Below are 22,907 nucleotides of genomic sequence, written 5' to 3' on the forward strand. Positions count from 1 at the left end.
TCAGGCTCAGGTATTTCAGGATTAGGCACTTCAGGGTTGACCTCATCTACAGGAGGCACTTCAGGGTTGACCTCATCTACAGGAGGCACTTCAGGGGTTGGGATTATAGGTTGTTCAATAACCTGTTCAATGAACGATACTGTAATAGTATTTGACTGAGTTTGGTCAGATAGTGAAAAAATATTTAATGAAGCAGGTTCATAAGATGTGAAGTCTAATCTAGCTAAACCATTTTCAGAAGTAGCTACTCCTAATACTAAATCATCAGATTTGAATTTGACGATAACATCATCTAATAAAAAAATTTCTCCGTTCTTTTGACTAAAAACTTTTACTTGTAATGTGTTAGTTTCACCTACTTCAACAAATTCATTAAGTGCTGAAAGTGTTAGCGTTTTAAGTGGTGAAATGATGTTCGTTGATTCATCTAAAACTATTTTCTTTTGTTGATATAAATTGGTATCAAATTTAGCTAAATCTAATCTCTGTGCTTGTAAAGATTGGTACTTAGCTAAGTTGTTAGGCTCTAACTGATCGGCCAAAGTTTCCCCAAATCGATAAGTGAGTTGAATATAGCCAGTGATATCTTCATTGTTTAAATCATAATCTAGATTAAAGGACAATAGTGGGATAGGCTGATAGTTAGCTCCTAATTTAAATAGTTCAGGATTTTTCTCAAATTTTGAGTAAGATACCTTACCTAAAAAGCTTGGTGCTTTTTGTGGTCTAAATGCCAACGATACATCAAAACCATCTGCTGTTTTAGTATATTCATTGGATTCAAGCATCCAATCATCTAAGCCAAAATATTGGTTTGCATTAAATTTAAATTCATTTTTTGATGCCTCAAAACCGATGCTTAAACGGCTTTTATCCTTTTCATCCATTGTGTAAAAAGAATTAATGCCAATTAAATAATCATCGTTCTCAGTGCGGTGACCAAACCCTAAGCTGTAGATACCATCTCGGATTAGACCTTGTGTAAAGGACGTATAAGTTTCTGTATGTTTTAATGGAATAAGAACACTAATATGTTTTTCATCACCAATGTTAATTTGAGCGGTGCCTTTAGTTTCAATTGCATAGCTTTCTAGTGAAATAATATACAAGCATATAAACATAAATAAGGATTTGCTTTTTTGATTATTCATAATGTTCCCATCCAAATGTTTATATCTAAATTTATTTCAAAATGTTTTTACAAAATGCAATTTTTGTTTAGCAACAAACTATTGTAACAGTATCATAAGTTACAATGTCTATAAATGAAAAATTCTTTGTAATTTGTAAAAAGTATATTTGATAGTGCTGATCTGTGAGGATATTTGATGATAAACGTGTTTGAGAAATATATTATTTTGTGTATGAAAAATTAAGAGTCTAACTAAGAGAAAGATTTAAAAACTTTGCATAAATCGAGTCGCGATCATTATGAGCAGGATTGTGTTTAGCAGGTTTAAGCTGATTGGCTTTCTAATTCAGTTGCTGAATCGCCACTTATTTTTTTAGTTTATCTAATTGAAAAACTAAAAGTTTTTAAGGTGGAGTTAGGCTAAAGTCAGTTAAGGTTTTTTATTATTTTACAGCCTTTTATCATATTTAATTTACTGTCTTTAGCATGCATAGGCGGTCAATATGCCATAGGTTTAGTTATAAAAAAACTAAGTAGACGCCTTATGAATTGTATGTTAAAAAATAATTTTAATTTATAAATGTGTAAGGTTTTGATACGATTAACGAACAGAGCGTTATTGAATCTTTTACTAAACGGAACATTACCCACTTACTGAAAATAAGTACATTCATGTTATACTCGATAGTGCAGGCTAACATCTTTCAGGTATTGCTTCCTTAAGTAAAAGATTGATAATAAAAGGCGAGGCATACGGTTAAATCTAATATGAGCTAAATTATCCATTTTTCCATAAACCCTGACCTTCAGAGTGGGGAGGATGCCAATCTTTAGCTAAACTTCATAAATGTGATGAAAATGATGAATATAATTCAATGCGATAAAGCACACAATGCAAGCGTTCAAAATCAGTTAATTTTTGATTGGTTAAATGCAGATTGGACTGATTCACCGTGGTTAGATGGAAAACCAGCCGTATTTATCCCTCTTTTAAATAGTAATGGCATGAGTGTGGTAATTATGGATATTGGTGCGACTTGGTTAAGTTGTAAATTGCCAATATTCAATGCGAATAATCAGCATGGTCGTGAAGTCGTGTTACGTAGCCCTTCAATGAACGAACATATTAAACAAACTGCTTATTTTGGCGCAATAATTGGTCGATACAGTAATCGGATTGCAAATGGACAATTTAGCTTAAGTGGGAAAACCTATCAACTGCCTCAGAATCAAGATGTTCACAGTTTACATGGAGGCTATCAAGGTTTTGATAAAAAACGATGGAGAATATTGGAAACCACGCCTTCTTCAGTATTATTAGGGTATCTCTCACCTGATGGCGAAGAGGGGTATCCTGGTGAACTATCAGTAACAATTTTGTATCATCTCTCAGATGACAATAATTTATCGATTACTTATGAAGCGTTTTGTGCTGATAAAACAGTTGTTAATTTAACCAATCATGCCTACTTTAATTTAGCAGGCATTGAGAGTGATAAAACGGTGTTTGAGCATCAGTTTGAGATTTGCGCTGATTATTACCTTCCTGTCGATCAAGCAAACATACCTATTGGCGAATTGAGGCCTGTTAGTGGAACAGATTTTGATTTTAAAAGCCTTACATATCTAAAACAAGAGATTGATCATACATTTATTTTTAATCAAGAGTTAACAAATTCAAATTCTGTTGTAGCACAAGTGCTTTCTCCAGATAAAGATGTCACCATGGTTGTTAAAACGACTAAACCCACTGCTCAATTTTATACTGGTAATTATTTGGCAGGCAACACAAGTCCTTACGGGCGATATCAACGTGGTAGTGGATTTGCAATTGAGACTCAGTATATTCCAGATGGCCCTAATCAATTTGGTTTAGGCTTACATCAAGGTATTTTGCCAGCTAAAGTACATTATCACCATACAACAAGCTATGGGTTTATGTTTTGAAATAGATGTATTTTCATTAGTCTATACTTAAATTGTCTATTTCATTTATGGCTGAAAATTGTATGAGCTTATATATGGAATTAGCAGCTACGGGAGATCTCTGTTTGTAAGGATAGGTGGGGTAACTTTTGGTAATTTATATCAAAGAGTTTCGGTGGTGGTGTGCCCCCTTTTGTCAGTGATGCTGAGACTTTAAAAAATGTTGTTTGCGTTAGAGATTTAGTCCCCATCCCTTCAACTCCTGTACCGAGTAAATCATAATCTGATTATTGATAGGTATTTGTTTTAACTTATTATTTAATGCTTACGCACAAGTAAGCATTAAATAGTTTATTAATTAATGCCTTAGCGAAAACGAAGTGATTTCTCCCATCACTAATTTTTATTTCAATATGTTTAAATCTTAAAAGTTTAGTTATACTAGCATACCGATTACGTAAAAACGTTAAATTAAACACTTAATTACTCTAGGGATAATCTCGTATGATCACTTTCTTTAAACAAGCATTTATTACACAAAGCATTAAACACCTTAAATATTTACCCTTGATGCTATGCTTTTTAACCATACCACTCAAAAGTGATGCTGCTCCATCTCAAGCAGATGTAGCAAAGGCAGTATCCCAAAAGTTTAAAGGTATGCAGCTTGAAACATTAGAAATGGAAGATTATTTTAGCGATCCTCTATTTGATTTCTATAATGCAGCGGGCACAGTTAAAAGCACTGAGAATATGTACGCTAAGTTAGATAACTCTGGGGTAAATGATTTCCCAATTCTTTATAAACAAGTCATAAAGGCAAATGAGCTATTTCCATTTACAACGGTGCTTGCGGTAGTGGAAAATGACAATGAAACATTAATTGATCTACAAAAATCAAGATTCATCTTCCCTTATTACCATAATTTAGAAAGCGAATTAGATTTAACCCAACAAAATCTAATATTAGTCGATACGCCAGATGGTATGGCTCGATTAACTCAAATTAGGGCACCTTACGAGAAGGATTTAACTAGAATTGAAGAAATTAAACAGCTCATACTCGCTCAAGAAAAGCAACGCACAGACACTAGGCAGCAGGGCTATGATTTTTGGAGTACAGTAGAGATTGATGGGCAAAAATTTAACAGTGAGAAGCAAGTGACAAGCTATTTTGTAAAGAAAATAAATAGTTTTAAAAATGATAATTCACCGGTAAAATTTCGTTCTCAATATAACAAAGAAGTGTTCAAGCCTAAAGAACAAGAGATCTATAATAGGGTGAAAACGCATAGTAAAGAATATTATGCAGAAATAAAAGCTCAAAGAGACGCAGTGTTTGATGCATATAAAACTGATTATGATCTTAAGCTTGCAGCACTTATTGATGAGCGCGATCAGAAATTGAAACAGCTAAGGGATGAAGAACGCAGTTTTGGGGAAACGGCTAGAAACATGGGGCAGGATATAGACGCACTAAAACAAGAAAAAGACACTTTAGAGCGTAAAACTGATGGATATGTTAAGCTCATAGAAACTGCAGTGCATAAAGGATTTATAGAAAACTAAGAGACTCTGTAATCAACTCGGAGGACCCTGTAAATAATTCTGTGTATTTGCCATTTTCATTTAAAGGTGATCTGTCAAACGATCACCAAATTCTATGACCCTGTAAAGAGGCTGCAATTTAAATTACAGCCTCAAATTACAGCCTCAAATTACAGCCTCTCATAGAATCATTCTGTCATATTATCTTCATTCGTCCTCGCTCTCAGATCTGATATAATCAAATTATTAACCTTTAATGTATGGCTAAACTTAAACTCCATACTTAAAACTTCATTATCAAAACTAATAATTAGTAAGGTATAACTATCATCATGCACTCTATTTTTTCAAACATACACAATAACAACGAGCTAAAATTACAATTAGGCCTCAACCTAGATAAGGTTGATTTTTATACGCTTTTGCTTATTTGTTTTGATATAAAAAATTCACCGTCTAAAATTCATAAATCCCTGATTGAAATTAATGAGCTAAAAACGATTACTCACGATAAAATTCGATTAGCTAGTTCAAATTTAGTTGATTTAGGGTTTTTAACTATCAATAAATCTGTAAAGTCTGGTTATGAACTCACTAATAATGGGTTTGCAGCATTAATTGTTAGCGCATATATTTCAGGTATACCAAAGCAGCGCATCAAAAAGTTCCACCGAGCTTCTACATCTGAGGTTGATTTTTTCTTTACAATGCTAGAGCCACAACGCAATTCTAATCAAATTGACGTCAATGAAATTGATGGATTAATCAAATTTCTAGATTCAGATATTTTTTGGCAATTACCATTAGATGAAAATGGATACCATTTCTACTCAAATATATTACCCTTTGCGATATTACATGAGTTGAACTCAAATCGATTTTCGCTTATGCATAGAGTGCAGGATCATAAAATCATTAAAAGATTGAGTAAGGCTAAACTCAGCTATGATTACATAAATGAGATGGGATTATATTCTGAACAATACGGGATAGGGGAGGCTTTATCTAATCCAATTGGTATGGATTATCTAGATAAAAGAGCTTCTTTTGTGAAAGACACTAAATCCACTTTCGGATTAATGCAAGTCATTGATATCGCTGTTTTGAAAATTATTGCGCCAAAGGTATTTGAAACAGAAAAACACCAAATGATTAAAAAAATCAATCAAATTAACTTTACACTGGATCGATTCTTTCACTATATCACTTCAATCATCGTACAACATGACAAACGTTCCACCTTGGATTTTTTGACTAAAAATTATTTCAAGCTGAGAAAAACCGATGGGAATAAAAAATCAGTTACAGAAGTGAGATTTGTCAGCATGTTACTTTTGTTATTGTTGATTTTATCTGTTAAAGAAGATAAAGCCTTTTCAACAATCCGAGAACAATTAGATAAAGAAGCGATTGATTTTGCATTAGCGCAGCCTGCAGATTCCGCTATGATGCGTCTTTTACATAGGGTGATTAATGAATTATACGATTATGAATCTCAATTGCCACCTTTATTTGCAACTATCTCTAAAGAAGATCGACTAATCAATGAATTACTTAATTTGAAGTCTCTGCAAGATAATCAAGAGACTCTTGAACGAGTCGTTTGGATTTTTGATGAAGGTTTTGATTTATCAGGTAAAATACAAAAGCAAACTAAATCTGGTTGGTCTTCAGGTCGAGTGCTTAGCTTTATGTCGATTTGGAGTGGCATAATGAGTAATAAGTTTGAACATGATGATGCGGATATTATTATCGCTTCTTATGCAAATGGTATTAACCCTCATGGAAAACTCATTAAGCCAGATAAAAAAATGCTGATGCTTGTTGCAAAATCAAACAAAGTATTTGATGAGAGTAACTTTCCTATTATCTTTGAGCCAAAGAAACAGCTCCTTTTGTTAACACCTAAAACTAAATATTTAGAAGTAAATGTCTATCCTGAATCCTTTTCACAAACCAATAATGCTTATGACGTCAATGAAGTAGTGATAGAGGAGTTTCATGAGCGGTATTTTCGATTTAATCCTTCTGATGACATTACTTTAGCTATGATAAATTCAATATCTAAAGCAAATAAAATTAAATATGAACAAAAAGAGACAATTTTAAGTTTAATCAAAGACAGCGTAGATTATTATGATGAATCCACACAAAGTGGATCAATTACTCTATCTAAATGGGATGAGACGCCACATTTATGGCTCAGTTTTGCTAATGATATATTTAATATTGAAATAGAGCACCAAACAGAAGATGGGAATTTATCTACCCCTACGGGAGATCTGGATAAATGGCTTGAAGTTGGCTCTTCACAATGGACTGTGCGTAATTTAGACCAAGAAAAAATGCAGCTGCAAACTATTTGTGAGCAAATAGGTGTTGCATCTGATGAAGAGCACTATCCCAACTTTTTATCTTTTTCCTTGTCTGATGCTAGTACTATCATCGAAAAAGTGTCAGCTTTAGAAGGGGTCAAGCTACATTGGCGTAAGGGAAGTAAGCGTTTACAAGTCGTCAATGCGAAAGACTTTACGCTGTCTATTAACGAAAAAGGCGGATGGTTTACTGTTACAGGCGGTCTACAGATTGATGGTGCTGAGTTTATTCAGTTAAAACGACTACTTGCTGCTAAACGGACTGGATATATAGAATTAGAACAAGGAAATGTTCAATTAATCTTGAGCAAAGCCCTACAAGAAAAAGTAAATTTACTTGATAGCGTTATTAATGAAAATCAAGAAGTCGAGGCAAAATTAGCGTATCCACTGCAAAAGTTGATTGAAACTATGCAAGTTGAGAGCGACAAAGGATGGCAAAAATTAGAAAAACAGTGGCAAAAGCCTGTTAAAGTAGATAAGAAATTACTAGTGCCACTAAGAGAATATCAAAGGTTTTCAGTGAACTGGGCTATTCACCTTCTAACAAATGGGTTTGGTGTCTGTTTAGCAGATGACATGGGGCTTGGTAAAACCATACAGTCTCTTAAAATTATTGAACACTTTGCAAAGCAAGGCCCTAGTCTTGTAATTGCACCTAAATCTGTTCTTCATAATTGGGAAATCGAAACGATTAAATTTGCTCCTTCTGTGAATGCAATAGTTCTAGATAGCCAGGTGAATAAAGAAGAAGTCATTAACCAGCTTAAACCAAATGATTTACTGATTGTAGGTTACAGCCAAGCGCCATTATATGAAGAGGCACTAAATGCGCTAGAGTGGCAGACGGTTGTATTGGATGAAGCTCAGAATATTAAAAACCCAACAGCTAAGCGAACTCAAGCATTAATGAATTTAAATGCTAAAGGAAAAATGACCCTATCAGGTACCCCTATTGAAAATCATCTGATTGAATTATGGAGTCAGTTTGCCTTTATTAATCCAGGTTTATTAGGAACACTTAATCAATTCAAAGAAAAATATGGGCAAGCGGCTAAAGATGAACGTGATATGGCGAGATTGCGCGCTTTAGTGAGTCCTTTTATTATGCGCAGGCTTAAAAAAGATGTGCTTACTGAACTTCCTGAAAAAATTGAAATTAATCATACCGTTAGTTTAACTCAACAAGAGTTTTCCGCATATGAAGCGGTTAGGCAAACTGCTTTGCATAATGCGAAAACCAATCCAATTGAATTATTAGCTGCCTTAACTCGTTTACGTCAAATTTGTTGTGATCCTTTTTTAGTCTTTAAAGATAAAACTGCGATGAGCAGTAAATTAGAAGAAGCAATGAATCTTATCCGTGAAGGAATTGAAAGTGGTCACCGGATTTTAGTATTTAGTCAATTTGTTGCATTACTTGGTAGGCTAGAGGGATTTTTAAAGTCTGAAAAGATTGAATTGAGTTATTTAGATGGTAAGACAAGTTTGAAAAAACGAGAAACTGAAATTGAACGTTTTAAGTCTGGTAAATCATCTGTATTCTTAATTAGCTTAAAAGCAGGTGGAACAGGGCTCAATTTGACCGAGGCTGATATGGTGATTCATCTAGATCCTTGGTGGAATCCTGCAGTTGAAGATCAAGCAACTGATAGAGCTCATAGGATGGGACAAACGCAACCTGTTACTATTTACCGATTAGTGACCGAAAATACGATTGAAGAAAAAATTATCGCTCTTCATCAAGAAAAACGAGATTTAGCAGAAAAAGTATTATCGGGACAAGATGGTGCGCAAAAGTTAGACCCAGCCTTATTGCTATCTTTATTGAGCGACTAATATCCGATTTATTCTTTTTATTCAATTTTTGATATTCTCTCCCCCTATGCTTTAGAGATAAAGTGTAGGGATTAGTATTTAAGTATGAATTTAATACTTTAACTTACATCAAATTCATTTCCTTGACTATATTTAAAAAGTCTATTTATCATATGTGATATATTTTGTAAATGTTTACAGGTTAATTAATATTTACATTAATGCAACTTGTTAATTGATTTTTTCAAAATAAATCACTTCGTTATATAAATTCAATATTTAATCTTGCTTGTTATTTTTATTTAATTGTTTGTTTTTAAATGGTTTTATTTTTAATTTTACTGTTTTTTAAATAATTGAGAAATAAAAACTTGAAAAAAAATGTTATTCCAGTGATAATTTTAAAGAACCGAAAATAACTGTATATGTATTTGATTTGGTTGTTTATTTTACGTCTACTGTTTAAATTTAATATCAATAATAAGTCAGCCTTTTTTCTTAAAAAACAATTTGTTTATCAAATATAAATAAATTAAAAATATGAAAAACCTAAATTTATTTTGTTAAGTTATCATAATGAATTGTGGTGATTTATATTTTAATATTAATTTTTATATGAGTTTAGTTTTAGTGGTTATTCTAAATAATTTTATTTTTTTGTATTTTTTTTATTTTAGTGTCTAATTAATAATTGTGGTTAGTTGTTAATTGGTTTCTATATTTATTTTTTTAATTATTTATTTTATATTTTTTTAAATTAAGAATTGATTGGGTAAATGAATAGTTTAATAAATGAATTTGTAAGTTTAAATAATTAATTTTATTTTTACGCGTAATTAAACATGCTTTCAGGTTTTTGGGTGATTGGAATAGTTTAGTTGTTTATGAGTGAATGCTATTTTAACGAATGTTGTTATGAGCCTTAACCTGGTAAGTTTGAAATTATATTAATACTTAGTTTAAGCATTAATATAATTATTGGTGTGTGATAACCACACAATATCGATTAGCTTTGAATTAACAATAGAAAGAGTGAAAATGAAAAAGCAAACTTTAACTTACCAAAATAAATTAATATTAGCGCTAAAGCTGAAAAGTGTATCATTGATTCATGTATTTGATCATGCCTTTTCTTCTTTTCGATTTAAATATCAATTAAGCAAAACAAGAACATTTTATCAATTGTCCTCATTATCTAGTATCGCGATAGTGCTACTTTTACTGAGTAGTAACAGTTATTCAGATGATAAGGTATTAGATAATGAACAGTCCGCTATCACACCAGATTTATCGATTGCATCGATAATGCCTAAAACGCATGAATATGTTATTGAATCAGAAATGACGCTATATCAGCTCTCTCTTAAAAGCGGGGTTGGGATAGAGACGATAAAAGCACTCAATCCTAAATTGCAAGATGAGAATCAAACGTTATTGGCAGGAGCGAGTATCGATATGCCTGAGACTGCGTTAGAGAATTTGACTTCAGCGCAAAAGGTCAAACCTTCAGGTGAGCCGGTAACTTCTTTGCCAACCCTAGGGGCAGAGAATAATAATGCCTATAATACTCAACTTGTCCAAAAGTTACCTGGTAGTCGATATGTTGCTGGAACTACCGAAGAGAATACTGCAAATGTACTGTCTGATGCGGCAACGCGTAATTGGAAACAATTTAATGCAAAACAGCTTCAAAATGAGGCTGAAAATTATCTCATAAATGGTGTCAAAAGTGAGATTAATCAACAGGCCAATACCTTAGGAAACGAGTTTTTAGGTCGGTTTGGTAAAGCTAAAGTGAATATCTCGATTGACGAAAAAGGCAACATTGCGGGCAGTTCATTTAATTTACTTTCTCCGCTTTATGATGATACGCAATCACTTATTTTTAGCCAAGTGGGAGTCCATGGTCAAGGAAGTGGCGTTGAAAAGCGGACAATTGGTAACTTTGGTCTCGGGTATCGCTATGAAACAGATGACTGGCTTGCTGGTAGCAATATATTTATTGATCATGATTTTACCGGTGAAAACACTCGGTTAGGGCTCGGAGCTGAGTGGTGGGTCGATTATGCTAAATTAGCCGCAAATACATACTATCCTTTATCTGACTGGAAAACATCAGAGGTGATGAAGCATTATGAAGCGCTTATTTATGATGAAAGACCAGCAAAAGGATTTGATATTAGAGCTCAGGCCTACCTACCAAGTTATCCTCATTTAGGTGGCTCTTTAGCTTATGAGCATTACTTCGGTGATGAAGTCGCTTTGTTTAGCACCAAAGAACGTCAAAAAGATCCCTACGCTGTGACAGTTGGTTTAGATTATACGCCTATTCCACTTCTGACGGCAAAAGCAGCACATAGAGTGGGTAAAAATAGCCAGCATGATGCGCGATTTGACCTTAATCTGAACTTTCAACTCGGTACACCACTAGAAGCGCAACTTGATCCAAATAATGTTCGTTTAGCGAGAAGCTTAAAAGGTAGTCGTTACGATCTGGTTGATAGAAATTACGATATTGTCTTTGAATATAGGCAAGAGAACTTCACTGTTGATATTACTGGACCTACAGAAGCACAATTAGCCCAGTCAGTTACTTTTGATTCAACAATCCAAAGCAGGGCGCCAATTAGTGAATATAAATGGGTAGTCACAAACCAGTTAGGCGGTGAGCGATATGAATGGGTAGGGGGCACACAATTTAACTTTACCCCAACGCAGCTTAGACCTTACTTTATTCGGTTGATTGTCACAACAGAGCGAGGTGCTGTTGGGGAGTCAAATATCATTCGACTGGATGTTAATGCATTTACGACTTCTTTGTTTGATTACACAGAAGATTCAACTCCTCATGCTGAAGTGCTAGAAAGTGTCATCGCTATCGATGAACCAACAATTGAGGCGTTAGGCAATAGCCATACCATTAAAATGACGTTTATTGCTAGAGGGTTAAATGAGGAGCCGGTTGAACTGCCAGAATATCCTTACCTTGAGTGGCGCTTTGCAGGTGAAGAAGAATTTAGACCTTTTGATAGTAGTGCTTTAGAGTTTGGTTTACGGTATATCGTAGTACGTGATACTGATGATATTAATGTCTACCACTTTACTGTTGTAGGGGATAAAACCTTACTCCTTGATGGTACAACTCGTTTAGTTCAATTTAGAGCTTACTCTATTACGCATCCACATGTTGCCAGTCCTAATTATTTAGAGGGGCAATTTATTCAAAGCTCTGAAACTCAGTTTGTTGATCCTAATAATGTTGTACTGGAAATTCATCAAATTACCAATACCGATTTAAGCAGGGCTTTGGTTAGGGATCCTGTAGCGATTGCAGGACGGATAAATGGCCAAACCGTGGTACTTGAGAATGCTAAACCAATTGGTGCAGGTCGATATTATGAAGTCCAAATAAAACGTGTTAATCCATCCACGCAGGAGATGGAAGATGTGACAGATTATTTTGAAAACAGTTTGACCTGGCTTTATTGGGATCCTGTTATTGGTAAAGAGATCAGTACTGAATTGAATGATCAAAGAACACTTGAATCTTGCATTGGTTACCCTGTGTATTCAACCCAAGTCAATAATTATGATAATAATGAATTATCTTGGGGAAAAATCATGCAAGAGCACTCAGCAGATGTGCCATCTGAACAAGGATTAAGGTTAGCTGTGAAGTTTGATTTTACCGCTATACAAGATCCATCAACGGTAAAAGTCGGTCGTGACAGAGTGTGTTATCCAACAAGTGAGACGCAAGCTGAAACAGATTATCTTGGATATACGTTAGTCAATGGGGAAACTATCCCGAAAGCTGTGGAGTGGAATCGCTAATGAAATTTATCTTAACCAAAATAAACCAGATCATCCATGCAGCATTAAGCCCAAATAGAGTGAATCGAGTAAAGGAATATATTCATCTTAGATCGTCATCAGATAATCCTCAAAAAATCAGATTGACCTTTTTTGAATCTAAGCCATCTATAGAGTCTTATGTGAGTAAAATGACTCAAAAACAGCGTCTTTATGGTTTTATAGTAGGATTGAGCGTGATGGTGTCGACAGTAGGATATGCGGCTATCGCACCTGATGGAGTACAAGTTGAAGATAAACTTAATCCAGAAAACAGTACCGATGGTGTATTTGATTTGAATAAAGAAGCAAGTGCGATTGTATCTATGGCCACAGGTGAGCTGATAGGACATACACCAGGAATTCGTTCAGTTACAACGGTCAATAATGATATTGGCGCAGTGCGAGTATGTTCAATTGTCAGGATTAATTATCAAATCATAGATATTGATGGAGATTGGGATAATCCTTATACCATTTATGATGTGCCAGATGGTCAAGGTGGTACTTATGTCCATATGGGAACGAAAGAAGGGATTACCTGGTGGTTAATTAATGATGCAGGGGAAAAAATTCAAATTGATGTGAATGAATTAGGCGGAGAATCCACAGCCATAATGATCCCAGAGCAGCTTACTATTAATGGTGAACGTCGTTCTACAGTTGGCTATCAATTAGCATACCAAATCACGCCTTATACTATGGTGGGGAGCTGGCCTTATACACTCGCTACGGCCGATCCTATTGATGCACTTGATATTACTCAGGCCTATTTATTGGAGCCTGAATTAACAGCTAAGGATGCTAAGGCTATGGCGCCACAAGCAGTTTTTGAAACCTTAGTGTATGGCGGGCTCTCATTTCCAGGCATGAGTGCTTTAAATGAAAAAGAGCAGTTTATTACCCATGCAGTCATTGAACCGGGATTAAATGGTGAATCTTGCACAGTGGTTGATGGAAGATTAAAGCAAAGATTTAAGATTAAAGCTGTTGATGATGCGGGTAATTTCATCGACGAATTTGCACCAGCACAATCTTATCAGTTTGCATTACTTTATGATAAATCAGGGGATAAAACCTTTACCATAGAAGATGATATTTCTAAAGAAGCATTTGCGCCAGGGAAAAAAACGGTTTATGGGCATTTGATGCAAGATGCAATTAGGTTGGAATATTGGCAACCAAAAGATTATCAAGATTGGGAAAGAAATACGCTATTAGTACCAGAAGTGACAGAAGGCGGCGTGTCTAAGACTGGGTTGCCGTTAAAAGGACAATGGTCAGATCCGGCTCATTTCAGTATTACACAAGACAGACTTATCGCGTATACAGGAGGAAATCTTGCTATTCCTGAATTATTATGGCAACACCCCTTAGTTCAAGAGCGTTTTAAGCAAAAAAGAGAAAAAGCGACAACTGTTCAAGGATACGTCATGCGAATTACATTTGATCCTCCCGAAGGAGATTATGCTCCATATGAACCAGAAAATGCACCTGAAATAGAGGAAAAAGCAAAAGTAAATGGGATGGAGTCTAACAATATCAGTCAAGTGGTGTTCCGTGAGGAGTGAAGATGAATAGCAAAATAAATGAAATAAGGGCCAGATCAACAGGCGTAGCAATAAAATGCGAAAGAGAGGGTAATAGAGATAAGTTAAGCTCAAGATTACCGTTCAAAATGATCGTGATGTCTATGTTAATGGTAGGGATAGTTTTCTACAGTGATAAGGGAAGCGCGGCTGAAGAAACGGTGGGTACCCCTGAAATCAATCCAAATGAAACTACAGAAGCAGAGGGTGAACATGTATCTGAAGAGGACTTTTATGTTAAAACGACTCCTCCATGGATTGCATCTTTAGCCGTGAAAGTATTTGACGAACAAAAGCAATTAATTACTGAGCCAGTGTATGGTCTGGAAGCAGGTTGGTATCTAGAAGTGCCCACAATAATAGAACATGAAAGCCCCTGGTATGATATTCAAGATCATGATGCCTTAGATGCACAGGATCCACAAGAACCAGTTGAATTAAAATGGTATTTATTAACGTTAAAAGAGGGGATGAGTTGGCCTGAAGAGAAGATAGGCGATCACTCTACCGTTTGGCAAGGCACATTGCAAGATACTTATTTCTCTGAGTACTTTACGGTGACGTTATTAGAAAGTGAGCCTTCAATTACAGAGGGGAATAATAGCCTTGCAGTTAAAATTCCAGACGATTTAACCGACTATGAGAAGCATAGAATTGGATTAATTGTTGTACCAACTACCGTACCTCAATTACCTGGAACAGGTTATGAATTGCATGCCTTTGACATCAGTAAAGTATGGGGGCAACCTGAAACATTACTCAATCAACCAATTGATGCATCAATTGATAATAAAAGCTTAATTATTGCTGAACATCCTGTTATTAAGGCTTCGAAATTAAATCCGCCACTCACTACGGGGGATGTGCGAGTGCAGATATTTAATGCAAATGGTGAGAATATTTTAACCAATCTTAAACCATTGAAAGTGTTAAGTGAATACTCTGCTAGCGTTGAAATTAGACAACCTAATGGACGTTTTAGGCGTTTAACAGAAACTGAATTACAAGAATATCCTTTCGTTTGGAATTTGTATTATCAAAAATCCAATGAAGAACAATGCGAATTTATTCCTTTAACGATTGAGCAAGATAATGATTGTTTTGTAAAAGAATCCTTTAGTACTCAGAGCGATCCTAATCGAGTCAATCTTTATTTAGAAGATGGGAAATTAGTTGAGAGCAAATTCAAGACTCAAGATATAAATCAGAATGCAAAAGCGCGCTTGCAAACAATTGCGCCTAATTTTAGTGAGCAAGGGTATTTTTTAACAGTGAGTTTTGCCTATCAAAAAGAGTGATTAATTTTATTCAGAATGAAACTTAATTATTATTAATATTTATATGTTTTATTTTAAGTATATTTAATTGTTGTTAATTAATTTGTTTTTTAAATTTAAATATTGATATTTTTATCGTGATTTTAAAGCGTGAGTTATATTTTATTTTAATTAGTTTTATAACTGATTAACTGTGTGATTTTTATTGTATGTTATTTATTAATTAATAAATGTTTTCATTTTTTATATTTTTATTATGTACTAATTATTTTTCGTGTTTTTTATTACGATATTTCATATTTTTTTGAAATATTATTGTTATTTTTTTATTCATTTTATAAAGGAGATTTTAAATGAAAAAAATGTTATTTAAACCGGCATTAATTGCTATGGTCATATCAACAAGCGTGTTTACGAGTTTCTCGTATGCGGCATTAACCCCTTATGAATCCTCAACCTCCAAACAAGTAGAAGGTCTTGAGCCAATTATTCCTTCAATTGGTACGGTTATTTTTAAACAAAAGACTGGTATACCTTATGAAGCTTCAAAAAATAATGGAGTGAAAACGCAGCCTCAAGTTGGGGATAAACTTTATGTACCAGTTGATGTGCTTGAGAGCGTAAAAGCGCAATATCCAGATGCTTACTCAGCTGATATTTACACATTTTTAGACTGGGATGGTGATATCGAAAATGCTCGTCAAATGGGGTATGAAGTTAGTTGGTATGTGTTAGATGCAGAAGATACTTCTACTAATTTAGACGGTAAAACACCTGTACAAACTAATGTCTTCTCAGATAGAAATGGTGTGCCTTATGAATTAAGTCCGGATGATTTAGGTAAGAAAATTGCATTTAGAGTGACGCCTTTAACCACAAACGGTACGCCCAATAAAGGTCAGCCTCTAGATGTTATGGATATTTCAAAATTAGCGGGACAAAAATATCCGGAAGGTCCAGATGGTAGACCTGATCCGAACTTACCACCTGTGATTGATGAAACAAAACCTGAAACAGAACATCCAAATATTGATGCTCCAATTGTTAATGTAGGTAACGAACGTTATGACGTTGCGGTCTATAACGCGAAAGGCGAAAGAGTTGATAATGCTGCAGGCGCGGTGCCTTACATTAATACGACCTATCATGTCGTTGTTCGAAAATTAAATGAGGACAAAACTGGATATGTAGATGTAACAGAGCAAGATGATATTAAAAATAATATTGTATGGCGTATGTATAACCCTGCTTTAACGGGTGAACAAAGCTTAGTGGTTAATACAGGTATCGCAGAAGCCGCGGTAGGGGATGAAGCTGAACTTGAAGCATTAAGAAAAACGCCTGACTTTACTGTGAAGTTTTCACCTGATGGAGATGCGATTGAAACACGTCTTGGTGAAGATACCACGACATTCACCACTCAGTTGAAAAATATCAACGGTCTTTACCAAGATGCCCCTAATTTTTCAGAACAAGGGTTAACCTTAAGGGCAGTCTTAGTTGCTGACAATGGTGAAGAAGTTGAATCTGAAGTTGCACCATAAGATTAGCTTTACACTTATTTATTCCCAATTAACTTAATTATTTTCAAGGAAGAACCAAATGATGTTAGTCAAAAAAGAGACTCAAAAGGTCAAAAACGGATTGATAAACCGTAAAACGAAATTAACCCTCATGATAGCAGCAATGTGTTTTGGTGGCATTATGAGCACGCCTGTTATGGCTGCCCAAGTGTTTAATTCTGGCTATACACAAGAAATTCACGGGCATATGCCTTATTTCTCAAGTATTGGTGCGATTTTATATCAAGCGACAAACGGCGCTGTTTATGACGCTGCTGCCAATGAAGGCGCTAAAGCGGTCATTAAAGTTGGTGACACGTTAAGAGTACCGACACATATTGAAGAAGCGGCTTACAATCAATTTTATACTTGGGCGGATGCTGATGGTACGGGTACCGTTGGCGATACTGAGCATAAAGCCAATATTAATTTGAGTTTTGAATGGTATTTATTAGAAAGTGGCGCGACAACTATTGTACCTGGCGTGAACGCAAAACTCCTGACAACGAGTGATGGGGTGACGGTTGACACCGCTAGAAATGGTGCGGGTTATGTTGTCGGTGTCGACGCATTAAATAAACAAATCGGTTTTAGGGTCAAAGCCTACTCTGTAAAAGGTGTGCCAAATGAAGGTGTCTATTTAGATGTGCCTAATGTGGCTTATCTTGGTCAACAAGTGATTGATGAAACCGATCCAAGTGTGCCACCGACAGCTGTGCCACCTGGACCTGAAACAGAAAACCCGAATATCGATAATAAACCCGTTGCACCTGGCGCGAAATATATAGTCGATATCATCGATGTTAAAACAAATCAACCACTTGGTAATAATAAGGTCTATGTCAACCGTGAATATAAAGCAGTCATTCGTGCACTTAATGAGGCACAAACTGGATATGATGATGTGACTGAGACTATGGAAAAATACTTAACTTGGAGCGTCTATTCTGGCAATAGCCAATCGGGTTATGTTGCACAAGTTGAAAATATGACTCATCAAGGTTTATTGAATATTACAGGGGATATCAATGATTTTGACCCTGATAGTCCAACTTATACCGAAGATACCAAAGTTCAATCTCGCTTTACTAGCGGCGATAACACAACCTTTAAAACACAAGATCTCAATGCAAATGCCCTTGATCAGGTTATGAATTTACCCCCTCATTTCTCTGAACAAGGTTTACAATTGCGCGTGAATTTGATCTTGCCTGATGAAACGACAGAAGCACCAGGCGCTTAAAGAGTCAAATTAATAAGATTAGCCCACTTATGAATAAGTGGGCATTTTTAAAAGGAACGGGTTATGTATAAGGCCGTAAAATTTGTTGATTATTTAGCAAACCTAATTTTTCTGATAGTGTTCATTGTTATCAGTGAAATTAGTTTTGCTGCTTCATTTCAATCAACTCAAATTCCATCTTCACTTGAAGGGCATGCTCCTTTTTTTAAGTCAATTGGTGCTAGGATTCAATCACTAAAAACAGCACAAAACAATCACTTGACTGTGGGAAGTATCTTAGAAGTGCCAACATATTTGCCTGCCAGCTTAAATCATCCACTATATCAATTTGATGATGCAGATGGTGATCCTTCGGGAATGCTCGGAATTGGCTTAACAGAATCGATGGAAAAGGGTCAAAAACCAATCCCAATTAAGTGGTATATCATAAAAGCCAAACCGGGTTTTCGTTTTGCAGATGAACCGGACACATCTGGCAGTTTGATCACTCATTGGAATGACGATCAAATTGAAGAAATCGAACCATTAACAGGCTTTTATTCCAGCATTAATCCTAACAGCCATCAAATTATCATTCCGCAAAAGGCTGCCGGTTATCGAATCGGATTTAAAGCTTTGCCCACTTCAGAATATGGCGTTCCAGATACCGGTAGGTGGTTAAAAGCTTGGGATTTAAATTATTTTTATACGCAAAGCGAAGTACGTGAACCTGGCTATGTTCAGCCAGAAAACTGTGCTATCGATGCTGATTGTGGCGTGCCAACTACTCATAATCCAGATGGAGCAGGTGGCGTTGTGTCGCTACCTGATTATTTTATTAAAATTTTTGATCAAGATGACGAACGACTGTTATCTGATAATGTTGAACTTGCTGTTAATCATACCTATTTTGCGATTATTCAAGTGAAGGATGCAGGGAAACTACGTGAACCAAACGAGCAGGAAATATCGACTTTGAAGTGGCACATTATGCAGTTTGATTCTGATGATTCAAACAATCCAACAGAATCAATACTCGCAACCTATGCACAGGATTCTGGCCGCTTTATCAATCATAGCCAGAATGAAAGTACTGAATTAATCTTAAATGGTGAACGCTATAAAAAATATTTTTTTAGCACCCAAACAACAAATTCTGATGCTCATGAAGCACTTAAATCAATTAAACCTAATTTTTCTGAACAAAGTTTCGGACTACAAGTCAGTATTGAATTTGAGCTTTCACAATAACGAGATGATGACATGGCTTTAACGCGTCTGGATAAAGCGAGACGAATGAACACATTTCTGACATAAAAGGGATATAAGGATGTTTTTTCTCTACATTAAAAAAAATCAATGGATTGGACTACTAGGTATACTATTAATAGGGTTCTTATTCTGTCAGGGGGCGCATGCTATCACTGCAACCGAAACGCTTTCGAACAGTAAAATTTATGGATATTACCCTTATTTCAACTCATTAGGTACAAGGTTTTACCGAGCGGGTACAGAAGGAAATCGAGGGGTGATTGATAATGAAGGTAACCGCTACCCAACTGTGGGCAGTATCATTGGGTTTGATGATGAAACTTGTGCTTTAGCAACACATGCTAGAGCACAAGATTCTTCCAGGTCAATACAGCCATCATCTGACAAAACAGGTACTCGACAAACTGCTGAACCAACTAACCGTTTATATCATTATGTTGATTTAGATTTTGATCCTTGCCGGATTTTGACTTCTGAAGGTAATGATGCTCAGCATGACGTTAAGTGGTTCATGCTAGATACTCAAGGTAAATCAATTGATGAAATGACAAGTTTTGATGAATTTGAAGCAATTGAAATTACTAATGAAGCCTTTGCAAACAGCATTATTAGCCCAGGCACAGAAGTGGAAATTGAGGATGAATTGATTGGTAATTATCGCTTGCCGATTAGTGGTAAGTATACCTCTTCTCTAAGGGTGCCAAATGAAGCGGTTGGTAAATATATTGGCGTGATTTATACGCCATCATCTCAATATGGTTTACCTAATTTTGGTAAACCACTCAAAATGTGGGATTTACGATATTTTTATCAACAAACACCTCCCTCCATGACTGGACTTTTACCTTTTGAGCAAAATGATGGACAAAAAACCGTTATAAATGATTTCATTGAAGGCTCTGGCGGCGGAATAGTCCAGCCACCAGATGTGCAGCCAGAGATTCAAAATCTCACTCTCTCTGGTATTTTAGCTGGAGGAAGAACGGTTACGCTTGACTATGAATTCATTCCTAATGTGACGACGCCTTATACAGATGAAACGGTTTTTGTTTGGGGAGCACTTGATCAAACTTTGAGTTTTGCTGCGCTATATGATGAGACGTTAAGTTTTGAAGAAAACCAGGCCTTAATGCCAGAAGCTATCAGCCTTTCCAAAGGAAAACGCTTTGATGTGAATGTGAATAATGTAGGAGAGATAGTTGAATTAACCGCTATTCCAATTCGGCTCGATGAGGCGCGTCGCTATGGAGTAGTAGGCCCGCTAAAACGTCATGATTTAAATGAATTTTCATCAACATTAACCCCTTTGATTAAACCAGAAATTACAGAGCTCACCATCACAGGCACCCCAGTTTTAAATGGCGCTCTAAATGCTACTTATCGCTTCAAGAGAAGTAATAGTGTTCGAAATACCGATGCGTCTTTGTATCGATGGTCTTATCAAACGTTATTAGAGGAAGACATTGAGCTTGCTTCTGGCGTGATTTCCAGGCTGCCTAATACTGATTATAATCGCCCTTTACCGGTGCCTACTTCACCTCAATTGACGGCTGATGCAATGACAGGTCGATTAATCCGTTTAACGGTTGATGCAATTGATGTCGATGGTGTGCATGGTAATCAACAGATAGCAGATGTGGATGTATCGATTAACACTGCAAATGGCTTTAAAGGCATTAAATTAGTTTATGGTGATTACGAAGGACATTATCCATCAGAAAAAGTACAAGGATATTTTCCTGTGCTGGGATTTAAAGGTGCCACCTTTCAGCTATTTGCAGAGAATTTTGATCCTCAAACAAATTTTGATAATTGGCAATGGAGCAGTTCTCACCGCGCTTATGCAAGGGTCGATAATTATGGACAAGTCACGTTATTATCAGATATGGCACTAGGTCAAAAAATTACCATCAGTGCAGTTAATCGAAACGATCCGACTAAAATTTTAAATCAAACGTTTACACTGATGATGTGGTTATATTCTAATGCTGAACTGATTCCCTCACATACACTGATGACTTATTCAGAGGCTAAAGCAGTCTGTGATAAAAGAACTATTCCAGGACGTATCTTTTTACAAGTACCGACTTATCAGACCATCACCGGTGCAACAGTCGATCCAGTCAATCCTAATCAAAGTAAAAACCCTTCGACAGATGAAGAGGCTAGGCGCTTTGTCTACACATTCCCGAATTTTAGTTATTATAGCCATTGGGGTAATTTAGCTAACTATCCTGCAGTCAGTGATACGGGCGCAGTCTTAAATAGAAAAGCCTTTCCGGATGGTGGTATACCTTACATTTGGGCAGAGGCTATCAACAATCCAGTTGCGACTTCACCACGTATGTATATTGGTATGACAGGACTTGGGAATTGGTTTCGTACGTCAAACTTACAGTCAAAATATAATGTTGCATGTATGAGATTAATGAATAATCCAGGTGTAGAGCCGCCCCTGCCCCCTCTTGAAGTACCTAAACCAGAACCGATTAATAATCCTATGAGGGCAATCAAATTGCCTTATATTGGTTACCCTGCAAATAGCCGAGGTTTCCCAACAACGCATTTATATGGGCAAGGATTCCCATCACTTGGTTTTACTGGTGCTGAATTTATTTTGTTTGCTGAGGATTTACCCGACTCTGCTTTTGCAAGAGCCAATAATCGAATCAATAATCGTAAGTGGACTTGGAGAGTCGATAACCAACCGGTAGCGGTAGCTGGCATACCTTCAAAAAACCAATATGTGCAAGTATCAAATGAAGGCGTGGTGATGTTATTACAGCGTCCTCCTAAAGATGTCGTGATATCAATTAATGCAACTAATAATGCGAATGCAGAAATTAGAGAGCATACGTTTTCGATTGATAAATGGCTTTTAACTCCAAAACAAATTAGTAGTGTCAATGCGATGAGTAGGCCTAATGCTATGTCTGCTTGCGCTGCTAGAAATGCAAGGTTACCGGCGGTCAATGAATACACGTCTGTGCCTATGAGTCCAACTAATTCAGAAGCTAGTCAAGGTTCCGGTACTCGCGCACCGGGTTGGAATACCATTTATACATATCCTAGTACAAGTTTTTACAGTCAGTGGGGACAACTTAATATTTATAAAGAATATAATCCTATTACGGGTGCTTTAATTAGTCCTATCGCTTTTCCGACTGGGCTCTATTATTGGACTTCAAGTCAAAGCCAATTAGGTCGAGCTATTTTTGCTGGACCAGCAGGTTGGGGAGACTGGGCATCAGATGCTAATGTTAATCATTTAAGGTCTGTTGCTTGTATTGTGGATTAATTATCGGGGTTTTGTTGTGAATGCACGCAATTTATT

Annotated in this window: 11 protein-coding genes; 10 read left to right on the forward strand and 1 reads right to left on the reverse strand. The window is 36.0% G+C overall.

What is annotated here, in order from left to right:
- The coding region (locus BMW37_RS07625; RefSeq protein WP_143047616.1) for an inverse autotransporter beta domain-containing protein at nt 1-1,151 on the reverse strand (1,151 nt) is incomplete at its 3' end.
- Between the two features lie 839 nt (nt 1,152-1,990).
- On the opposite strand from BMW37_RS07625, the gene BMW37_RS07630 reads away from it, so the two are divergent.
- From BMW37_RS07630 to BMW37_RS07675, 10 genes are all read left to right on the forward strand, one after another.
- Complete coding sequence (locus BMW37_RS07630; RefSeq protein WP_218139484.1) at nt 1,991-3,079, forward strand: galactose-1-epimerase; 1,089 nt, start codon at nt 1,991-1,993, stop codon at nt 3,077-3,079.
- Nucleotides 3,080-3,562: 483 nt separating this feature from the next.
- Nucleotides 3,563-4,627 (forward strand): hypothetical protein, encoded by a 1,065-nt coding sequence (locus tag BMW37_RS07635; protein ID WP_093319287.1) that lies wholly within the window; start codon nt 3,563-3,565, stop codon nt 4,625-4,627.
- A gap of 311 nt (nt 4,628-4,938) precedes the next feature.
- On the forward strand, nt 4,939-8,820 hold the full coding sequence (locus BMW37_RS07640; protein ID WP_093319290.1) for a DEAD/DEAH box helicase: 3,882 nt from the start codon (nt 4,939-4,941) through the stop codon (nt 8,818-8,820).
- A gap of 1,017 nt (nt 8,821-9,837) precedes the next feature.
- Nucleotides 9,838-12,633, forward strand: a complete 2,796-nt coding sequence (locus BMW37_RS07645) for an inverse autotransporter beta domain-containing protein (protein ID WP_093319292.1) — start codon at nt 9,838-9,840, stop codon at nt 12,631-12,633.
- The gene (locus BMW37_RS07650; protein WP_093319295.1) at nt 12,633-14,222 is read left to right on the forward strand and encodes a hypothetical protein; all 1,590 of its coding nucleotides are present in this window, start codon (nt 12,633-12,635) and stop codon (nt 14,220-14,222) included. The genes BMW37_RS07645 and BMW37_RS07650 overlap by 1 nt, the downstream gene beginning before the upstream one ends.
- 2 nt (nt 14,223-14,224) lie before the next feature.
- Nucleotides 14,225-15,538 (forward strand): hypothetical protein, encoded by a 1,314-nt coding sequence (locus tag BMW37_RS07655; RefSeq protein ID WP_093319297.1) that lies wholly within the window; start codon nt 14,225-14,227, stop codon nt 15,536-15,538.
- 332 nt (nt 15,539-15,870) lie between these two features.
- The gene (locus tag BMW37_RS07660; RefSeq protein ID WP_093319300.1) at nt 15,871-17,061 is read left to right on the forward strand and encodes a hypothetical protein; all 1,191 of its coding nucleotides are present in this window, start codon (nt 15,871-15,873) and stop codon (nt 17,059-17,061) included.
- Nucleotides 17,062-17,119: 58 nt separating this feature from the next.
- Nucleotides 17,120-18,322, forward strand: coding sequence for a hypothetical protein (locus tag BMW37_RS07665; RefSeq protein ID WP_093319302.1), 1,203 nt, complete (start codon nt 17,120-17,122; stop codon nt 18,320-18,322).
- A gap of 63 nt (nt 18,323-18,385) precedes the next feature.
- Nucleotides 18,386-19,552, forward strand: coding sequence for a hypothetical protein (locus tag BMW37_RS07670; protein ID WP_093319305.1), 1,167 nt, complete (start codon nt 18,386-18,388; stop codon nt 19,550-19,552).
- A gap of 79 nt (nt 19,553-19,631) precedes the next feature.
- Entirely contained in the window at nt 19,632-22,871 is a 3,240-nt protein-coding gene (locus tag BMW37_RS07675; RefSeq protein ID WP_093319307.1) for a hypothetical protein, read from the forward strand.
- The last annotated feature ends 36 nt before the right edge of the window (nt 22,872-22,907 follow it).

This window comes from Thorsellia anophelis DSM 18579 (assembly GCF_900111395.1).
Classification (GTDB): domain Bacteria; phylum Pseudomonadota; class Gammaproteobacteria; order Enterobacterales; family Thorselliaceae; genus Thorsellia; species Thorsellia anophelis.

Bases quoted from the DNA above. Each gene is read 5' to 3' on its own strand.
- BMW37_RS07630 (WP_218139484.1), top strand. From the start codon at position 1,991: ATGATGAATATAATTCAATGCGATAAAGCACACAATGCAAGCGTTCAA.
- BMW37_RS07635 (WP_093319287.1), top strand. From the start codon at position 3,563: ATGATCACTTTCTTTAAACAAGCATTTATTACACAAAGCATTAAACAC.
- BMW37_RS07640 (WP_093319290.1), top strand. From the start codon at position 4,939: ATGCACTCTATTTTTTCAAACATACACAATAACAACGAGCTAAAATTA.
- BMW37_RS07645 (WP_093319292.1), top strand. From the start codon at position 9,838: ATGAAAAAGCAAACTTTAACTTACCAAAATAAATTAATATTAGCGCTA.
- BMW37_RS07650 (WP_093319295.1), top strand. From the start codon at position 12,633: ATGAAATTTATCTTAACCAAAATAAACCAGATCATCCATGCAGCATTA.
- BMW37_RS07655 (WP_093319297.1), top strand. From the start codon at position 14,225: ATGAATAGCAAAATAAATGAAATAAGGGCCAGATCAACAGGCGTAGCA.
- BMW37_RS07660 (WP_093319300.1), top strand. From the start codon at position 15,871: ATGAAAAAAATGTTATTTAAACCGGCATTAATTGCTATGGTCATATCA.
- BMW37_RS07665 (WP_093319302.1), top strand. From the start codon at position 17,120: ATGATGTTAGTCAAAAAAGAGACTCAAAAGGTCAAAAACGGATTGATA.
- BMW37_RS07670 (WP_093319305.1), top strand. From the start codon at position 18,386: ATGTATAAGGCCGTAAAATTTGTTGATTATTTAGCAAACCTAATTTTT.
- BMW37_RS07675 (WP_093319307.1), top strand. From the start codon at position 19,632: ATGTTTTTTCTCTACATTAAAAAAAATCAATGGATTGGACTACTAGGT.